Genomic DNA, 21,300 nt, shown 5'->3' with positions numbered 1-21,300 from the left:
TTTAGCTCAACAATGACTAAATGACTGTTATGGTCATTAAATATTTTGGATTTATTTTGAGGAGTGGAGAAAGATGAGAAGAGGTTTAAGTCAATTTGGCAGCGAGCTGTCGTCCATCGTGCGAAACCGCAAGGTGCTTATCCCCGTTATTGCAGTATTGATGGTTCCTGTTCTGTACACGGCGATGTTCCTGGGGGCTTTCTGGGACCCGTATGATCGTTTGGAGGATTTGCCTGTCGCGGTTGTAAATGCTGACCAAGGCGCTGAGTTCAATGGCAAGGCGCTGCATATTGGCGAGGAGTTCGTGGAGAAGCTGAAAGAAAATCGGCAATTCAACTGGGACTTCGTCACAATGGAGGAAGCCAAGGCCGGAATGGACGACAAATCGTATTATATGACGATTGAAATTCCAGAGGATTTCTCCGAGAAAACAACGAGTCTGACGTCTGAGCATCCGACCGCGGCGCGGTTCACTTATTTGCCGAATGAGAGCTATAACTTTCTGGCCTCCCAGATCGGCAATACGGCTGTTGAGAAGCTGAAGGAAGCTTTGAACAAAGAAATAACGGAGGTCTATGTTAGGACGGTATTCGACCAAGTGGAGCAGCTGTCCGATGGTATCGGCAAGGCGAGCGATGGTGCGGGCAAGCTGGCGGACGGAACGTCCAAGGTGAAGGATGGGGCGCAGCAAATTGAACAGAACCTGGGCAAGCTAGTAAGCGGCTCGCTTTCATTGAAGGATGGCGTTGCGAAGCTGGAAGCCGGCGGTTCGAAGCTTCAGCAAGGCACGGTGGAGCTCAATGGTGGTGCAGGTCAATTAGCAAGCGGACTTGCTGCGCTGCATGAAGCTCAGCAGAAGCTTGGAGCGGGTGTTGTGGAGGTGGACAAAGGCGCGGCATCGCTGCAGAGCGGTTCACAGCTTTTAAGCAATGGCCTGACACAGCTTGCGAAGGGGAGCGGCACACTGACAGAGAGCACCCTTCAAGCAGAGCGGGCATCCGAGAAGATTGCAGCTGGATTGGAGCAATCCCAAGCGGGTGCTGCAGAGTTGAGGCAGGGAGCAGCCAAGCTTGCTCAAGGGCTGGAGGAGCTGGCGGGCAAGCATGCAGAGCTTGCGCAAGATCCCGGATTTCAAGGGCTGCTGGCTGGAAGCAGGCAGCTCGCTGATGGTCTGACAAGCTCGGCTGAGGCGCAGAAACAATTGAACGAAGGCGCAGGCGGATTGCATACCGGACTTGTGAAGTTGGCAAGCGGTCTGCATACATTCGACGGCAAGCTGCAGGATGCAGCAGACGGCGGTCAGCAGCTTGCTGCGGGCGGCAAGAAGCTGTCGGATGGAGCGAAGAAAGCTGCGGAAGGCATGAAGCAGTTCGGAACGAAGCTTACCGAAGCGAAGGATGGCGGCAAGGCGCTGGCAGGCGGAGCCGCGAAGCTGTCCCAGGGCGCGGTTGAGCTGCATCAAGGACTGGACCTGCTGCAAAGCAATGTGAATCCGTTCATCGATGGTTCATCCCAATTAAAGGATGGAGCGCAGCAGTTGAATCTGGCAATGAATGAGCTGGATAACGGCTCGAAGGAGCTGTCGAGCAAGCTGAGCGATGCGACAGCCAAGACATCCGAGCTGAATGCAACAGATTCCGCGGTTGAGATGTTTGCCGGTCCTGTTGAGGCCGATGTGCAAAAGGTGAATGAGGTGCCGAATTACGGTACAGGCTTCGCGCCGTACTTCTTGTCGCTGGGGTTGTTTGTAGGCGCATTGGTTATGACGATTGTCTATTCTGTACGCGAGCCGGCGATTCGTCCGGCAAGCGGGCTGAACTGGTTCTGGAGCAAGGCGCTTACGCTTATTGCTGCGGGAACGATTCAAGCGCTGATCGCAGATGCGGCGCTGCTGATCCTGTTGGATCTGGAAGTGAAGAGTGTTCCGCTGTTCATGCTGTTCTCAATTATGACGAGCATAACGTTCATGATGCTGATCCAGTTCCTCGTGACGACGATGCAGAATCCGGGCCGATTCCTCGCGATCGTACTGCTGATCTTCCAATTGACAACCTCAGCAGGGACGTTCCCGCTTGAATTGATCCCGACATGGCTGCAGAAAGTAACGCCTTGGCTGCCCATGACTTATTCAGTCGCGGGATTCAAGGAGGTCATATCAAGCGGAAACTACTCGGCGATGTGGAGTAATGCGGCTATTCTCGGCGTGTTCACGCTGATTTTCGCAGGAATTACTTTGAGCTATTTTGTAATTATTCATCGCAAGCAGGCTGCGCAAGGTATGGAGACGCAGGCAGTATAATTTGCAGCATAGCATGCACAATGATTAGGGCCAACCCGCAATCGCGAGTTGGCCCTAATCTGAGAAGGGGCTATCCTCCCAAGCAGGTTTTCTTCTCCTGCTTGAGTGGGCAGCCCCTTTTTATGCTGGAATGCGGTCTGTACAATTATTCAACCGTTATCTGGCGCTCATCTCCTGCTTTGATTCGGACATAGGTTACATCGCCGTAAACATCCTTCCCTTGAAACCAGCCTTCGCTCTTCAATTCAGAGAGGCTGTTTGCCTTGTGAGCGGCTGTGCCGTTAATGGTTACATTGTTCCCGTACTGGCCGTGAATGGCGACCAGATAGTATTGCAGATCCGGTGTGAAGGTTCCTTCCTTGGCTGAGGCGTGGAAGTGCGCTTGACCGTCCTTCTCCTGTGCGGACAGCGTTTGCTTGAAATAACCGCCCTGCTCATATTGATACGTTGCACCGTCATCATCATAGTAGGCGAAAGCGGACTGCGCTGTATCGGGGAATACGTCAACAGTTACGGTTTCTACCTTTTTCTCGCCAATGTAATTCATAACTTGCTGGGATGGGATGATCGCGCCCTTCTTAATGAAGAGAGGGATGTCCGACCAGTTCGCCAAATCCACCTGATGGGTGATTGTCTGTCCTCCTTGATGCACTGTGCCGTTCGTATAATCAATCCAAGTGCCCTGCGGCAAATAGATGGACTTGGTCGGTTCTGCTTCGGCAACGATAGGAGAGACTAGCAGCCAGTCGCCGAACATCCAGGAATCCACCAGATTGGCCAATGCTGGGTCCTGCGGGTAATCCATCAGCAACGGTTTGACCAGCCCGATGCCTGTTTCATACGCTCTGCGTTCATAGGAGTAGATATAAGGAATCAACTTGTAGCGCAGCTCAATCGCTGCTTTTGTCGCTGCCTCCGCCTGTTCGCCGTATACCCATGGCTGCCGCTGATGATCCAGCTTGCCGTGAACGCGGAAGATGGGGCTGAATGCGCTGAACTGCATCCAACGCGTGTAGTTGTCCGGCATGGGGTTGGTCTGAAAGCCGCCGGTGTCCATTCCCCACTTCGCTTGTCCGACATTGACCGCCGACAGCATGCGTTCCCGCTGGTTGGCCATTGCCTTGAAGCCGCTTAAGATATCACCCGACCATAATCCATAAGCGTATTTCTGAGCGCCAAGGTAGAAGTTCCGATTGAGCGACCAGACACGTTTGTCGGAGTAATTGCGCTGCTCCTCGTACAAGCCTTTTTGCATATTGATAAACTGCGTCGTCGTGTAGCCCTCGTCGGCCTCATCATTCCACCATCCGATAATACCGGTATCGAACGCTTGCTTGGAATGCTCAAAATACCATTTGCGAACCTCTTCCAGGGAGAAATCCAAATCATTGACCGGAAGTTCAGAGAAATAATCCGGATAATTCGGTTTATTCGGCCACCAGTAGTTGTGCTCGGTCGCATATTGTCCCTGTTCAGTCTCCACATGAATCCGCGGCTTGAAAATACCTGCCAGCTTAATGCCCATTCCATCGAGCGTCTGCTTTAATTTGCCGGATGAGCCATTCGGGAACTTCTTCTCGTTCCAACGGAACTCACCGTACTGGTCTTCTCCCCATGCCTTCCAGTCAAAATCAAGCGTGAAGCTGTCGATCGGAATCTGCTTCTGCCGGTAGGTCTGGACATGCTGCATGAGCTCTGCTTCATCAATGCCCCATTCACTGTTCATAAAGCCGAGCGCCCACTTCGGGAATAGCGGGGCCTTGCCGCTAATGTCGGCTACCGTGGACATGATTGCGGTCGGATCGCCTACCATGAAATAGTAATGGGAACTTTCCTTCGAGGTTTGGCTGAAGGAAATGATATTATCGATGTTTCCGTAGGACGCATCGATGGTGTCCACCAGCAGGCCGTAGCCTGCGGTGCTCCATACGAATGGCGCTCCGGCATGGCCCTGCTGCCCGCCTTTGACTGATTTCAGGCCGTTCTGGAGCATGCCGTCTGTCGATATCTCAGATGCGTTGTAGCCGCCAATGCCATACAGAAAGTCACCCTCATTGTGTGTGAAGGCGAGATTGTCTTCCAGTGCTTGCCGTACATCCTCCTGCTTGAGCAGCAGCTTGCCCGCCGCATCGTAAACCGCGATGCTGCGATTCTTTTTATCAATCTCGACTTTCATCTGGTCGGTTGTTAGGGTGATCGGGTCCCCGCTGATGTCGATCGTAGACCCTGCGGGATCAAAGTCGCGGGTTCCGATTACTTCCGTATCCGGCTCATCCGCAGCACCGCTGGGATTAACCCGCACTCTTAATGCGTCGGCTTGAATGACATCGACGACAATGATGTCCTTGCCGGAGCTTAGCTCGAGATGGTCAGCCGTGGAATTGACGACTTGCAAGGCATTGTCGTCAGAAGTTGGTGAAGCGCTTACATTGGATTGCTCAGACGCTGGCTTTTTCTCTTCACTCTTCTGTTCCTTGCCCTGGTTCATCCAAAAAACGATCAGCGCCGCGATGACGACGAGCGCAATCCCCCCAATGATCAACAGCTTTCTCCGGTTGCGGTTAGAAGCTTCCATAATATCCCCCAATATATTGATGTAGTTATATATTTTTGATTGTAACCTAAATTGCAAGAGAATGGATAAGTTGTATTGATAATATTTACATAAAATATTGGGGGTGGATAGGCTGGTGAGGGGGTTTCTATTAATAAGGTCATATGTATGTATTAATCCGCTCATCGTTACAACTTGAGTTAGCTCCAATGACAGAATAATGAAATGTATTATGGGTGGCTTATTATTTATGCGAACATCACCTAAATATTTTGTAAATATGCTAAAAATATTCATGAAAATATAATTTACGACTTTTAACGACAAAATGTCTTAATGAAAATAATGTTTACTTAATATAAGATGTCATGGAAATACAAGAATATATGCTGAAAGGGGGAGCATTTTTTTTGATAGTCGGATGTTGACATGGTTTTTAGTGTAGTTCTGAACAAAAACATTTATGGGGAGATTGGTCATGGGGAACAGAAAAATCATTAAATTGCTGTTAATAATCGTGTGTTTGATGCTGTTGCTGCCCAGTATTGCCATAGGCAAATCGAAGGACAAGGATACTTCATCAATCGAAATGGAATCTGACAGCAGCACGGGCGAAGGCAGCTCGGATGCATCCAAGCCACGAGCAGAAGTTGAACCTAAAGCAGTGAAAGAAATGAAAGAAAAGAGAACACATAACGCTAAGCATTTCCTTATGGATGACGGGACCATGAGAGCGGAAATACACCAAGAGAATCTGCATTATCAGGACGAGGCTAACAACTGGGAAGAGATTAACACAGCATTGGTTGACGAAGCGGACATTGATGTCACTGCGATGAAAGTATCGAAGGATATTGCCAGAGAGGCAAAAGAGATTACGAACAACAACAAAGCGAAGGCGAAGAAAGGAATAGATAGGAACCAAACAAATTTCAGATCAGTTAAAGTGCCATTCGATACGGTCATTCCGAAGGATTACAGCAAGGGCTATTCGATTGCCAAAGGGACAGACAAGCTGACTTTTAAACCGATTAATGCCAATAAATCCATTGGCTCGATCGATATGAAGGAAAAGAATCGCATTCATTACAAGAATGTTTGGAAGCACACCGATGTTGATCTCATCGTAACGAACGGAGGTGTGAAGGAGTTTATTTATCTGAAGAATGAAAACGCCCCCAAGAAGTTTTCGTTCGAGGTAAATACAAAGCTGAAGGAAGACCTCCGGCTGGGGGAATTGCTCATCGAACCACTCTGGATGGAGGACGATAAAGGAACGATCAAATATATTCAGCCCACGATTGCTGTCGAAGGCAAAAAGAACGTGCTTCATATCGAAATTGATACGACAGGGATGAGTTATCCGATAACGGTCGATCCGAGTGTCGGCCTTTATTCATATGGAGGGAACAGCGCTGGCGCATCATCGTATTATCCAAGCACGACACATCCTACTACATTATGGGCAGGCGAAAGCTACAACGGAAGCACGCGAGATATTTATTTATCTTATTTCAGGTTTGCGCTAAACCAGATACCGGAAAATGCGCAAATTACAAGCGCTATCCTTGGTGCAAAAATGTCGAGTTTTGAAATGCAGCCTTCGGCTTATGTAGATATTATTCCTTATCAGGTCACTGGAAACTGGGATGCGCAAACACTTACCTATTATAATCGTCCAAATCACACTACGGTTGACAGTGGGGGGGTACAAAGGATAACAAGTAATCAACTATGGCAAACGGGTTATTTATACTGGGATGTTACAGCTATGACTAGAAGCAGCTTTGAAAATATATACACTCCACATTCAGCAAAAAAAATATCGATGGTACTCTACCCTGTTGGCTCAGGCGGTCCGGGAACAACGAAGCGGCTTTGGATGAAATGGACTCCTTCTATGGAGTGCTCTTGTAATTTAAACACACTCTCTGTCAATTATAAAACTAGTACAGTAAACTCACCGCCAAGTGTGAGCTTCAATATGAGTCATCTTCCTTTGTATATCGGGGACAAGCATTTAAATTGGAAATACAGTGACCCCGATTCTGATTCACAGGTGAAATACAAGGTTTCGGGTTATAAAGTTGACGGAACTCAAACTTACGAGTCGGGAGAAAAATATAATAGTAAGAACTATTTCGGTCATTTCTTTGAAGTTCCTCTTTCACAGGGACTATGGAGGTTCAAGGTGTCTGTATTTGACGGAATAAGCTGGAGCAATGAAGTTTATAGAGAAGATGTTGTAATAGACTTCATAGACGCTCCAGAAACCAATTCAAATGTATCTATGAGCGAAATGAATAAAATTTATTATGGAGGTTTTGCCTTTGATGTGGACAAGGTGGATTTCTTTAAATTTACTGCATCCCATACAGGAGCCACTCACTTATCCTTGAAAAATCTTACTGCGGCAAATTCAAACAGCACAAAAATAAATGTGCAAATATTTGATGAAAATATGCAGGAGATCGTACCTTTATCCAATTCGATTGAACTTGAACAAAATCTGGAGATTGACTTCAATACGTTAGCAGGAAAAGTTTATTATGTTCGTATTGCCAGAGCCATTTATACTGGTGGTCTCTACAAATGGGCAGTGACTCCTGTGCAGAACTCCACTAACAACAATACATTCAACTACACCTATGATTCATTGGGACGTTTGCAATCTATCACTTATCAATGGGGATTTTACAGTATGGGAACCCAATATATCTATGACCAGAACGGCAATGTAATTAAGAGAACAAGTATTCAGACGGAAATGAGATAGCTATTAATCCATGAAGTATATACCATATAACACGATACAAGGAGCGCTTTAAATGAGGAAATTATTAATAGCCATGCTTGTTCTATCTCTCTTATTACAAAGCATCAACATCGCTAGTGCGGGTTCTAAGCCTGCCAATCAAAGGACGTCTGATGCAAAAGCGTACTCTGTCGTGCCGCCATTCGAGAATCCGCCGTTTCAAACAGAGGAAACTAGTACTATCGAGCGTATCGATCAGCCCATTCAACCGACTAATGAAGATGGAGTTACGATTCTAGATCAACTTCCTCAGGTCGTTGATGCGGTATACGGGGATCATTCAACCGTAACGGGCTCCGTGTATGGCAAGAACGCCAGTATGATGACAACGATGTCCAACCCTACGCCTCCTCCAGGCATCTTATCTGCAATCAGTAATCTGAATATGAAAAACATCCAGTCGCCCTTTCAGATTAATGCTGGCGCGGAGAGCATCTCACCGGTCACCAGTCAATTGACGGTGAAGGAAACCGATCTATCATTGCCCGGACGCAATGGGCTGTCCTTCTCCCTGAATCGTTATTATGATTCCTCTGCAGCCAATGTCTTTGATAAAGAGCTGTCGTTCGGAATTGTCTGCTATTGTGTCATTTATTATGATGCAACCAGTTACACGGAGACCTATAATACGCATACTGGTCAAACAACGCGTTCATACATCAATGAAGGGCAGTTCAGAATGGATGCCAGCCATGTTCAGGATAGCTCCACCATGTCAAACTCCTATTATGCCATACGATGGTTGAGTTACATTTATCAGCGAGCCGGTCAGGTAGCCTTTGCGAACAATTGGTCACAACCGGATGCGAACGGTAATCAGACACGGTCAGTTCAGGAGATCAAAGCCAATTCCAATACATTCATAGAAACCACTTACTTTGGCGTTGGAGGATTTATATGGACAGATGTAGCCACGAATAAGCCGTATCAAGAGCAGCTTTATCCGCTAGGAGCGGGCTGGACTTGGGACATTCCCTATATCGAGACGGAGTTTGGGGATCAGAAGTTTTTGAATATGGGAAGCAAAGGAACCTATGAGATCGTCAACAATACGCTTAAAGGCTATCCGTGGAAGGATTTGACCGTTCTGACGGATACTTCAGTTGTGGTCAATCAGGAACAGTCGTATATTGCGATCAAGTCGCTGGACGGCATTTATCAGCATTTTGCAACAGATGGACGACTGATCCAAATCTCAGACGCTTACAATAATACGATTCAATTCAAGTATTCCCAGCATGCCAAGTATGGCAAAGTGCTGACTTCCATAACCGATGCGATCAACAATTCAATCACAATCGCCTATACGGATACGAGCATTACATTGACGCAAGGGGACAAGATCGTTCGCTATGACAAAGGCACCCAGTACAGAGGGAATCCGAGGCCGCCTTTTGAAACATTGTCCAATGAATATTTGACACAGGTCACGGATCCGCTTGGGCGGGTCACCCGATTTAATTATCAGGAAAGAAACGCGAAATTTACCGCATCCGGAACGGTTCCAACGGAATCGAATCCCGTGCTTCTGCTTAACCAGATCACCCATCCGACGGGAGCTTCCACGCATTATACCTATGAATCGGCGGTTACGAACCGGGCGCTGGGCTCCAGTGCATGGGAGCAGATCTATCGGATGCAGTCGAGAAAGGATGTTGGCAACAACAAAGAGTTCAACAAGCTGGACTTCACCTATCATTCAGATATAGGGAGCAATGCTCAGGATATCGCTAGCTTCGGCACAACGATTCAGAACGGGCTGAAGAGTACCACGTTTGACTATCGCAAGGTCTATGTGAACGATTCTTCTACTGTCTATACGAAAAGCATTGTAGAGACAGTAGGCGATGAGAAACGGACGACAACCTTTCAATATGATGAGGCGCGCCGGATCACCAATCCGATCGTGACCACGAACACATTCAACAAAGCGGGAACCAACGCAACGCCGACCATCGAAAGGGTCAGCTATGATGACTATGGGAATGTGCTGTCACAGACCAATCCGCTTAATGTGACAACGACATTTTCATACCATCCGACCAGCCGTCTGCTTGCTGCCTCAACTGAGAGAGTGGATGCGAATCAAACTCGTAATACGACTTACGAGCGCAATAATAAGGGGAAAGTTACAGCGGTCATTGTTACCAATCAGGCCGGAACCAAGCTGGCCCATAGCAAGTTCGAGCAAATCGACAACTACGGGAATATTGGGAAAACAACCATTCTGGATGATGACCGGAACATTGAATATGTGATGGAATACGACCTTTTAGGCGCGTTCCCGATAAAACAAACCGTTCAGGTCACGAATGCGGACGGGCAATCGAGTACGATTGAGAATAAGCTGGAATACGATCCCACAACCGGACGGGTTACATCGTTTACAAATGGCAATCATGAACCGGGAAAAAATCACATCACCACTTATCAATACGACAAGCTAGGCAGACTGACTACTGTTACGAATCCTGATCAGTCGACGATGACCGCCAGCTACAATAATTGGACCAATCAAGTAACGGTCGTGGACGAAACGGGTGTTACTAGTATTCAGAAATGGGATCAGTTGGGCCATAAGATGGAAGAAGGTATTATGGACGGGGCCTACCGCATTGTAAAGCAATACGATTATGACGCATTGGGCAGGCCGTTATGGGAACAAAATGGCAGCGGACATCGCACTTCCTATCTGTATGACGGCTGGAACAGAGTAACCCAAACAACGCCTCCGAACGGTGCTTACACGACAATAGGTTACGATGAGCTGAATCGGACAACGACAAGTACAGATCCTCTGGGCGTGCAGTCCCGAACGACAGTTGATCTGTTGGGCCAGGAAATCTTGTCACAGGTGAACAAGAACAAGGGGGCTGGATTTCAGCAACTAAGCTCCACGCAGTACGATGACATGGGCAATGTCATTGCTGTTACAGATGCTCAGTATACGACAAGGTATCAATATGATGCTCTGGGGCGTTTGAGCTCCGTTACGGACCCGAAAAACGATACGACGAGCTATACGTATTCTCTGGCCGGATTTTTGAAGGAAATCCGATACCCTGATGCCACTACAACGCAGAAACGTTATGACCAGTTGGGAAGACTGGTGAGACAAACCGATGTGCAGGGGCAGTTCGAGAAAATGTATTATGATAAAAACAGTAATCTCGTGACTACTGTGGATCAGAAGGGACAAGAATTCCACTATCAGTACAACAACCGAAACTTTCTGACTGCCAAAATTGGACCGAATGACGGTGTTGGATATACGTACGATCTATCCGGGCGTCGGAAAACGATGGCGGATAGCACGGGGACAACAAACTATGTCCATAAGAACACGACAGGAGAGCTGGAAGAGGTTCAATTCCCGGATCAGAAGAAAATCTCGTACACCTACAATCAGCTTGGTCTGCGTGATAAGATGACTGGGCCGTTCGGTCAAGTGAACGTCTATACCTATGATAATTTGAACCGGTTAAAGACAGTTGGACCTTCAACGACGGTCTTCGAGGCTGAATACGATTACTACTACAACAATTTGTTGAGAGAAATCAAGCAGAGGAACGGGAATAAGAGTACGTTCACGTATGACGGCTATTCGATTAATACGTTGATTCATACGAAGGCCAACGGGAGTGAAATCAATTATTTTGACTATGATTATGACGGAAACGGGAACATCACGGGCCAGACGGTCCGGCAGAACGGCCCGCTTGCTGCATACGGCTACAGCTATGATAGTCTGAACCGGATAGCGACCACCTCGCAATTCAACGAGACGTACACGTACAACAACCGCGGCAATCGGATCGCGTTGAAGAGCGACAGGATGCCGGATATTCCCGTTGGGGAAACCAATTACACGTATGATGCGTGGAATCGGTTGACCAGTGTCTCGAAGAGCGGAGGAGGGCAAGTAAGCTACAGATATAACGGAGACGGTTTGCTCTATGAACGGACAGAGAACAACACGACAGTTCGTTACTATTATGATGGCGATCAGATAATTGCAGAAGGCATTGTAGCCAATGGCAATGTAACGATGAAAGCGGAGTATACCCGGGGCAAAGGGCTGATTGCTCGTCAAGATGCCAGCGGCAAGCAATACTACTTGCATAATGGTCATGGCGATGTGGTCGAAATGAGGAACAGTACAGGCGATGTGAGCCTGAACCGCTATACGTATGACATGTGGGGCAATCCGCTGACGACGGTGGAGAGCGTAGCGAACCCGTTCCGCTATTCCGGCGAGTTGTGGGACCAGAGTGCAGGATTGCAGTATCTGCGGGCACGGTGGTATGATCCGAGTGTTGGGCGGTTTATAAGCAAGGATACGTATGAAGGGCAGATTGACAATCCGCTGACGATGAATTTGTATACGTATGTGCATAATAATCCGTTGAAGTATTCTGATCCGACGGGGCATATTGTTTGTGTGGGGGGAATCGATTCGTTCTGTCCGGGGACAGGTGCGGCAGTAAAAGAAATTGCTGATTTTGTAATATTGGATGATATCAGAACAATTCTTGACCCGAATTCATCTTTTTTTGATAAAACGCTTGCTGCGGCAGGTTTCATTCCCTTTGGAAAGTTTATAAAAGGTGGAAAACTAATCGTTGTTAAGTTAATGAACAAAGAAGGAGAAGTGATTGAACGAGCGACCAAATACTCAAATGACAACTGGAAAGCAGCTTCATCCTTGGACCTCATAGGATGCAATTGTTTTACTGCAGGGACAAAAGTTCAAACAGATGACGGTGAGAAAAATATCGAAGACATTGAAGTCGGAGATAAGGTCCTTGCCAAGGATGAGAATAACCCTAATGGAGAATTGGCTTACAAGGAAGTAACAGCTTTATATCGTAACCAACGTGATGATATTATTAAATTGTATGTTGGCGAGCAAATTATCGAGACAACAGACAACCATCCGTTCTGGGTTGAAGGTAAAGGCTGGGTCTACGCAGATAAACTTCGAGTGGGGGATAAACTTCAACAGGCTGACGGAAATAATCTTACGATTGACAAGGTTGAGTTTATTAAGCTTGATGAACCAGTTACTGTATACAACTTTACAGTTGCTGATTATCACACGTACTTTGTAACGGACATTGGGATTTGGGTTCATAACACAAATTGTCCTCTAGCTACAAAAAATAATTATCGTAAACTATATAAAGATGCAAATCCCGGAATGCCAAGCCATTACCAAGTGCATCATACGTTACCTCAAAAGTATGAGTCAATAATGAGTTATGCAGACATCAATATTCATGAAACTAAATATTTGCATGGGGTTGACCCAAAAATACATTCAAAAATAACTACTGAGTGGGCTCAATGGGACAAATCCCTTGGAAGGACACCAACGCCTCAAGAAATACAAGATTTTGCTAAACAAATAGATGAAAAGTATGGAGAGCATTGGTATAAATAAGGGGGTATTTAAATTGGATAAACAGAAATTGCTTTTTCAGAATCTCAAGAGGATTAAAGATTACTGGGCAAATGAAGTAACAAATAGCTTAAAGCCTTCAACTGATTTAATTTGGTCTAACTATGAAGAAAACTATAAGTTGTTACAAGGTAAACTAAGAACACCTGAGGAACAGGAAGCATTCAAAAATATTCAAGACGAAATAATTAAAGGTGTTTTACATTCCATTCTTGTCATGATAGATGGCGGAGACGCTTTGGCAGACGATATAAGAATTGATATTATTGATGAAGAAACAAGGGAATCGCTTAAAGAAAATATCGCATTGCACGAAGAGTTTGTAAGCTATCTTTTGGACGTAGAGTAATATAAGTGAGCTAGGGGACCCCGGAGGGGTTAAAGCCGCCTGAGAGTATTCTCGAGGCGGCTTTCTTCCTTAAATAAACAGCAACTGGGCGGATGTTCACCCCGTTTAAGGAGGTGTGAAAACGAAACAGTAGTCTCGTGTGATAAATACCTAACCTGCTGAGAAAGACGATAGATTGACTTTTTGTCCCCGCAATAATATATTATTGTGGGGACAAAAAGTGGGGTGAAGCGATGTCCTCTAAAAAGATGGGGCGTCCACCATCTGACAATCCCAAGAGCGAAACGATTAAGATACGAGTCGATCAGGAAATTATGAGCAAGCTCGATGCTTCCGCCGAGAAGCTGAATACGACCCGTTCAGATATCGTCCGCAAAGGAATTGAGAAGGTGTATGACGATCTCCAAAAATAAAGAAGGAAGCGGCGCGTCCGACGAAGAACACCGCCACTTCCTATCCCGCAACCGCTTCAATAAGCAGACTGCATAAATATCCTACCATGTGCAGAAAACTCATTCAAGCGGTGGCGATCAAATCTCATGGGAGGAAGAGCATGAATTCCATTTTGGGTGCATTGTATAGAGGCCAACTTAATCCAGACGAAACGATTGTACCGTCCGATCCTGAATATCGACCGTTAAACCGACAAATCGCAGCCATAAGGGATCAATTGAAAAACCGACTAAGCGAGCAAGATTTTTGCAAACTGGAGGAAATGTTCTGCTTACGTGACAAGTCCGACGGGCTGTACATGGAGGCAGCATTTCTTCATGGATTCAAGCTTGGTGCTGCCATGCAGATCGAAGTGATGATTGATCGCGAGGAGTTTGTTCGGGATGCGGCTTCTGGCTTGTCGTTATAATGAAACCAGCGAGTCCATGACTACCGTGCATTGAATGACGGAAGCGGTGATCTACTGAGACAGTACGGGATTGAGGGATTAAAGCATATCGAATTATTTACTTATGATTACCCCAAACCGTGGTTGTCTATCCAATGTAGCGACGTGACACTTGAAGAAGTTAAATAATGTTGCATAGACCTTGAGGGGACTTATCCTTCAAGGTCTTTCTTCTTACCCTCACCCAGAGCCGAATGGATTGGGAGGCTGCGATTTACGGGGGAATCGAACCGTAACGGACTCCGTATACCACAGCAGCGGGCGTATGATGACCACGATGTCCAATCCGACACCGCCGCAGGGCATTTTGTCTGCAATCAGTAATCTGAATATGAAAAAAGGCCAGCCACCATTTCAGATTAATGCTGGCGCAGAGAGCATCTCACCGGTCAGCGGCCGAAGGAAACTAATCTCTCGCTGCCTGGGCGCAATGGGCTATCCTTCTCATTGAATCGTTCTTATGATTCTTCCGCCGCCAATGTCTATGACAAAGAGCTGTCGTTCGGACTTATATGCTATTGTGTCCTTTATTATGACGCAACCAGATACACCGAGACTTATAATACGAATAACGGTGTAACGACACGTTCATATATCGATGACGGACGATTTATGATGGATTATAATCATGTTTCTGATAGCTACACGATGTCAAACTCCTACTATGCTGTGCGGTGGTGGAATTATATCATACGACGAGCGGGTCAGGTGGCTTTTGCTAACAATTGGTCACAGCCAGATTCGAATGGGATTCAAACCCGCACGATTCAGGAGATTAAAATCAATCATAATTCGTCTTTGGAAACAAGGTACTTAGACGCTGGAAACGGTCCTATTATTTCGTGGACGGATGTAGCCACGAACAAGCCTTACCAAGAGCAGCTCTATCCGCTCGGAGCGGGCTGGACGTGGGATATTCCCTATATCAAGACAGAGTTTGGGGATAAGAAGTTTTTGAACATGGGAAGCAAGGGCACCTATGAAATGGTCAACAACACGCTTAAGGGCTATCCGTGGAAGGATTTGACCGTTCTAACGGACACTACGGTTGTTGTGGAACGGTCAAATGTCGCCATCAAGTCGCTGGACGGCATTTATCAGCATTTTGCAACAGATGGACGACTAATTCAAATCTCAGACGCTTACAATAATACGATTCAATTCAAGTATTCCCAGCATGCCAAATATGGCAAGGTGCTGACCTCTATAACCGATGCGATCAACAATTCGATCACGATCGCTTATAGCGAAACGAGTATAACGTTAACGCAAGGGGACAAGGTTGTTCGCTATGACAAAAGCACCCAGTACAGAGGGAACCCGAGACCGCCCTTTGAAACATTGTCTAATGAGTACCTCACACAGGTCACCGATCCGCTTGGGCGAGTCACCCGATTTAATTATGAGGAAAGAAACGCGAAATACAGCACAACTGGAGCGGTTCCAACGGAGCCGAATCCGTTGCTTCTATTGACCCAGATCAAGTATCCGACGGGAGCCTCTACGAATTATACCTATGAATCGGCGGTTACGAACCGACTGCTTGGCGAGAGCGCATCGGAGCAAGTTTATCGGATGCAGTCGAGAAAGGATGTTGGAAACAACAGAGAGTTCAACAAGCTTGATTTCACCTATCTTGGTGACATAGGCAGCAGCTCTCAGAATAACTACAACTTCGGCACGACGATTCAGAACGGACTGAAGAACACCACGTTTAACTATCGCAAAGTCTATGTGGGCATTTCTCCCACCGTCTATACGAATAGCATTGTAGAGACAATAGGAGATGAGAGTCGGACGACAACCTTTCAATATGATGAGGCGCGCCGGATCACCAATCCGATCGTGACCACGAACACATTCAGCAAAGCGGGAACCAACGCAACGCCGACCATCGAACGTGTCAGCTATGATGATTATGGGAACGTGCTGTCACAGACGAATCCGCTTAATGTGACAACGACATTTTCGTACCATCCGACGACCCATCTGCTTGCTGCCTCGACTGAGCGAGTGGACGCGAACCAAACCCGCAATACGACTTATGAGCGCAATGCTCAGGGGAAAGTTACAGCGATCATTGTTACCAATCAGGCCGGAACCAAGCTGGCCCATAGCAAGTTCGAGCAAATCGACAGCTATGGAAATATTGGGAAAACAACCATTCTGGATGATGACCGGAATATCGAATATGTGATGGAATACGGCTATTCAGGCGCATTCCCCACAAAACAAACGGTTCAGGTTACGAATGCGGACGGTCAGCCAAGCACGATCGAAAATAAGCTTGAATACGATTCAAGCACCGGATGGGTCACATCGTTCACGAATGGTAATCATGAGCCAGGAAATAATCACATCACCACATATCAATATGACAAGCTAGGCAGACTGACTAAAGTGACGAATCCTGACCAGTCAACGATGAATGCCAGCTACAATGACGTGACCAATCAAGTAACAGTCGTCGATGAAACGGGTGTTACTAGCATTCAGAAATGGGATCAACTCGGCCACAAAATGGAAGAAGGCATCATGGACGGCGGCTACCGTGTGGTAAAGCAATACGATTATGACGCGTGGAGCAGGCCATTGTGGGAGCAGAATGGCAGCGGGCATCGCACTTCCTATCTGCATGACGCATGGAACAGAGTGACTCGGACAACGCTTCCGAACGGCGCTTACACGACGATGGGCTATGATGAGCTGAACCGGACAACGACCAGTACAGACCCATTGGGCGTACAGTCGCGAACGACAGTGGATCTGTTGGGCCGTGAAATTTTGTCGCAGATCAACAAAGGAGCCGGGTTTCAACAGCTAAGTTCAACGCAGTATGATGACATGGGTAATATAACCTTCTCCACCGATGCTCAGCATACGACCAAATATCAATATGACGCTTTGGGGCGCTTGACCTCCGTTACGGATCCGAAAAACGATACGACGAGCTATACGTATTCTCTGGCCGGATTTTTGAAGGAAATCCGCTACCCGGATGCTACGACAACGCAGAAGCGTTATGATCAGTTGGGAAGATTGGTGAGACAAACCGATACACTGGGGCAGTTCGAGAAAATGTATTACGATAAAAACAGTAATCTCGTGACTACTGTGGATCAGAAGGGACAAGTATTCCACTATCAGTACAACAACCGAAACTTTCTGACTGCTAAAAGTGGACCGAATGACGGTGTTGGATATACGTACGACCTGTCTGGACGAAGGAAATCGATGGCAGATAGCACGGGTTCGACAAACTATGTCTATAAGAACACGACAGGAGAACTGGTCGAGGTTCAATTCCCAGATACGAAGAAAATCTCGTACACCTATAATCAGCTTGGTCTGCGCGATACGATGACTGGACCATTCGGTCAAGTGAACGTTTATACCTATGATAATTTGAACCGGTTAAAGACGGTCGGACCTTCAATGACGGTCTTCGAGGCCGAATACGATTACTACAACAACAATTTGTTGAAAGAAATCAAGCAGCGGAACGGGAATAAAAGTACGTTCACGTATGACGGTTATTCGATTAATACGTTGATTCATACGAAGGCCAACGGCAGTGAAATCAATTATTTTGACTATGATTATGACGGAAATGGAAACATCACGGGACAGACGAGCAGACAGAACGGGCCGTTTGCCGCATACGGATACAGCTATGACAGCTTGAATCGAATTGCGACCTCCTCGCAATTTAACGAGACGTATACGTACAACAATCGAGGAAACCGGGTAGCATTGCAGAGCGATAGGATCCCTGATATCTCCCCTACCGAAGAAACCAATTATACGTATGATGCCTGGAATCGGTTAACGGGTGTTACCAAGAGCGGGGGAGGGCAAGTAAGCTACAGGTATAACGGTGATGGTTTGTTATATGAACGGACAGAGAATAACACGACAGTTCGCTACTATTATGACGGCGATCAGGTGATCGCAGAAGGTAATGTGGTCAATGGTACGGTGACGATGAAAGCGGAATATACCCGAGGCAAAGGGCTGATCGCTCGTCAAGATGCCAGCGACAAGCAATACTACTTGCACAACGGTCATGGCGATGTAGTGGAATTGCGGAACAGTACAGGTGAAGTAAGCCTGAACCGCTATACGTATGACATGTGGGGCAGCCCGCTGACGACGGTGGAGAGCGTAGCGAACCCGTTCCGTTACTCCGGCGAGCTGTGGGACCAGAGCGCAGGATTGCAGTATTTGCGGGCGCGGTGGTATGATCCAAGTGTCGGACGATTTATAAGCAAGGATACGTATGAAGGGCAGATTGACAATCCGCTGACGATGAATTTGTATACGTATGTGCATAATAATCCGTTGAAGTATACGGATCCGACCGGGCATCTGATATGTATGCCAGGAATGGAATCTTGCTCGGCACCGAGTTTTAAGGGAGTAATAGATTTTGTGCTGCTTGATGATCTGAATACGATAAGTTCATCGGAGACGACTTACGTTGAAAAAGGGTTAGCTTTGGTTTCATTGACTCCCTATGGAAAACTAGCAAAAGGCGGAAAAGTCATCATCAAAGCGGGCAGTGAGGCATGGCAATATATCAAGTCACTATTCAAAGGTTGTAATTGTTTTACTGCCGGAACAAAGGTTTTAACAGACGAAGGGGAGAAAAATATCGAAGACATTGAAGTCGGAGATAAGGTTCTCGCTAAGGATGAGAATAACCCTGATGGAGAGTTAGCCTACAAGGAAGTAACGGCTTTATACCGCAACCAACGTGATGATATTATTAAACTGCATGTTGGAGAGCAGGTCATCGAGACGACAGAAAACCATCCATTTTGGGTTGAAGGCAAAGGGTGGGTCTTCGCAGATGAGCTTCAAGTGGGGGACAAACTTCAAAAAGCTGATGGAAGCAACTTGACTATTGATAAGGTCGAGTTTGTTAAACTGGATGAGCCTGTTATGGTTTACAACTTTACGGTTGCTGATTACCATACGTATTATGTAACGGATATTGGTATATGGGTGCATAATACTCAATGTGGGGTTTTTTCAGCAATTAATAAAGACAAGCGACTAGTAAGAGCTGCTGAAGAAATGGGTAAGGATGCTACTATTCAAAAAGAAGCAGATGAATTGATAGCCAAATTTTTAAAGGGTAATACGAATCCTGGACTCGGCAGTAAAAACTTGTTTGGAAATATTAACTACTTACGTGGAAGGAATGGTGCTCGAGTTTTTTATAGAATGAATGACGGTAAAATGGAGATTTTGGGTAAATCAAATAAAGCTAATGAACAAACGGTTATAAATGCAATTACAGATTTATATAAATAAATATTGAATTGGTGGTGAGAATGTATGAGAGTAATGAAAATTCAATACCCGACTTCATTAGATAAAATAGAGGACATTTACAATGATAACATTGATGTAATTGTAACTCTTGAGGATGGCATTTCTAATGTGCTAGTTGTGTCTACGCCCCAAAATCATTATTGGTATATGGACAAAGAAGAGATTGACTATATACCGCCTTCACCACCCCATATTATGGTAAGAAGTCTAACAGAAGAAAATATTCGGACTGCTGTTGAAGCATTTGCAGAGAGTGATGCGTACTGGTTGAAAATTTATTTTCTTTTGGGGAATAGAGATGGTATCTTCGATATGCATAGTATTAACATAATGCTTGATGAAATTAAGAAAAACAACGATGAAATACTTGATTCCAACTAAAATTTCATATGCTTAAATAAGCGACCTTTGAGGGATAAACCTCTGAGGTCTTTTCTTCATTTCACTCCCAGTGCCGAATATAACGGGTGACTAAGTTCAATCAGACTTAACTCTTATCGTCCCCCACTGTTTACATAGGGATTATTCGGTAAAGGAGAAATTTTCTTTGCTAATCAGCAAATTACCCTGAGCGGAAGGAACCTCCCCATTGCGGTGCCAGTAACATTAACATATGCTTTGCCGAGAATCAATGCAGTCATTGCACTGAAAGTGCCCACCTTGAGAGGTATTAGTGAACCTCACCATTGCGCCATTTGACCTATAATCATATTATTAGGTTAACGAAGTTTGTACACAAATTAGAGGGGTAATGACTTTCAGCTATATATGCTAAATGGAGGAAAGGGGAACGATGAGCGTTGGAGCATTCCAAAACAGCAGGCGCAGCGCCTTTATTGAAAGACATTGCTTATGATGCCATCAAGGAACGGATTCTCGATGAAAGGTTCGAGCCCGGACGATTCTTGTCGGAGCGCGAGCTGATCGAGCTGCTGGAGATGAGCAAGACGCCGATCAAATCGGCGCTCACCCGGCTGGAGACGGAAGGGTTCGTAACGGTTTCCTCCAAGCAGGGCATCATTATTAATGACCTGACCTTGAATCGGATTGTCGATATATACGATCTTCGCCTTGCACTGGAAACGTTCAACATTCAGGCAATTGTTGGGCGTCTAACGCAGGAGCAGGGCAGCTTGCTTCTGGATAATCTCCGTGAAACGGAGGAGATTGTGGGGCGTTTGGACATTAAGGCATTCGCTCAGGCGGATCATCAATTTCATCTGCTGCTCTGCAGATTCGCCGGTAATCAGGAAATTTATCGTGTGCTGCTGAACTATCAGGACCATCTGCTGAGGATCACGCTTCGCCATCTGCGGAAGGACCCTGTGAGAATGGTAGGCTTTTATCAGGATCATGTCGAAATCTATGAGCTTCTCCAGCAAGGCAAGAAGGAATCCGTGGAGCGGCTTCGCGATCATCTGCAGCAAGCGAAGAGCAAGCTGTTTATGTAGCGCGGAAGGGATGAGGCGCCAGCCAAGATTCCGTTGTTAACTTCAGACTGATGGCAATAGGAAGGGGGTGTTCCCAGCAGCTTGCGGCTGCATGCGGTGACAGCTCCTTTCTTGTGTAGCTGGCAAGCTG

The 21,300-nt window shown here is 46.3% G+C and carries 10 protein-coding genes; 9 read left to right on the top strand and 1 reads right to left on the bottom strand.

What is annotated here, in order from left to right; translation table 11 throughout:
* Window positions 1-73: 73 nt before the first annotated feature.
* Window positions 74-2,299 carry a YhgE/Pip domain-containing protein gene (locus tag L6H65_RS20975; RefSeq protein ID WP_236344682.1) on the top strand — a complete coding sequence of 742 codons (2,226 nt, stop codon included), beginning with the start codon at window positions 74-76 and terminating at the stop codon, window positions 2,297-2,299.
* Between the two features lie 145 nt (window positions 2,300-2,444).
* On the opposite strand, the gene L6H65_RS20970 is transcribed toward L6H65_RS20975, so the two are convergent.
* Window positions 2,445-4,874 (bottom strand): TIM-barrel domain-containing protein, encoded by a 2,430-nt coding sequence (locus L6H65_RS20970; protein WP_236344681.1) that lies wholly within the window; start codon window positions 4,872-4,874, stop codon window positions 2,445-2,447.
* Between the two features lie 457 nt (window positions 4,875-5,331).
* Between L6H65_RS20970 and L6H65_RS20965 the strand changes: the two genes are divergently transcribed.
* The 8 genes from L6H65_RS20965 (at window position 5,332) to L6H65_RS20930 (ending at window position 21,170) form a co-directional block, all read left to right on the top strand.
* Window positions 5,332-7,629, top strand: a complete 2,298-nt coding sequence (locus tag L6H65_RS20965; RefSeq protein WP_236344680.1) for a DNRLRE domain-containing protein — start codon at window positions 5,332-5,334, stop codon at window positions 7,627-7,629.
* Window positions 7,630-7,681: 52 nt separating this feature from the next.
* Window positions 7,682-13,111, top strand: a complete 5,430-nt coding sequence (locus L6H65_RS20960) for a polymorphic toxin-type HINT domain-containing protein (RefSeq protein ID WP_236344679.1) — start codon at window positions 7,682-7,684, stop codon at window positions 13,109-13,111.
* A gap of 13 nt (window positions 13,112-13,124) precedes the next feature.
* Complete coding sequence (locus L6H65_RS20955; protein WP_236344677.1) at window positions 13,125-13,478, top strand: histidine kinase; 354 nt, start codon at window positions 13,125-13,127, stop codon at window positions 13,476-13,478.
* Window positions 13,479-13,711: 233 nt separating this feature from the next.
* The gene (locus L6H65_RS20950) at window positions 13,712-13,891 is read left to right on the top strand and encodes a ribbon-helix-helix protein, CopG family (RefSeq protein ID WP_236344675.1); all 180 of its coding nucleotides are present in this window, start codon (window positions 13,712-13,714) and stop codon (window positions 13,889-13,891) included.
* 140 nt (window positions 13,892-14,031) lie between these two features.
* On the top strand, window positions 14,032-14,340 hold the full coding sequence (locus L6H65_RS20945) for a DUF6809 family protein (protein WP_236344674.1): 309 nt from the start codon (window positions 14,032-14,034) through the stop codon (window positions 14,338-14,340).
* A gap of 486 nt (window positions 14,341-14,826) precedes the next feature.
* Window positions 14,827-19,698: a polymorphic toxin-type HINT domain-containing protein gene (locus L6H65_RS20940; protein WP_236344672.1), complete on the top strand. Its 4,872-nt coding sequence runs from the start codon at window positions 14,827-14,829 to the stop codon at window positions 19,696-19,698.
* 24 nt (window positions 19,699-19,722) lie between these two features.
* A complete protein-coding gene (locus tag L6H65_RS20935) occupies window positions 19,723-20,100 on the top strand; it encodes a hypothetical protein (protein WP_236344670.1) in 378 nt (125 codons plus the stop codon).
* A 419-nt stretch (window positions 20,101-20,519) separates the two neighbouring features.
* Complete coding sequence (locus L6H65_RS20930) at window positions 20,520-21,170, top strand: GntR family transcriptional regulator (protein WP_236344668.1); 651 nt, start codon at window positions 20,520-20,522, stop codon at window positions 21,168-21,170.
* The last annotated feature ends 130 nt before the right edge of the window (window positions 21,171-21,300 follow it).

Source organism: Paenibacillus plantiphilus (assembly GCF_927798095.1).
Taxonomy (GTDB): domain Bacteria; phylum Bacillota; class Bacilli; order Paenibacillales; family Paenibacillaceae; genus Paenibacillus_Z; species Paenibacillus_Z plantiphilus.
Note: the sequence above shows the minus strand (reverse complement) of the source record. Positions and strands in the feature narration are given on the sequence as shown.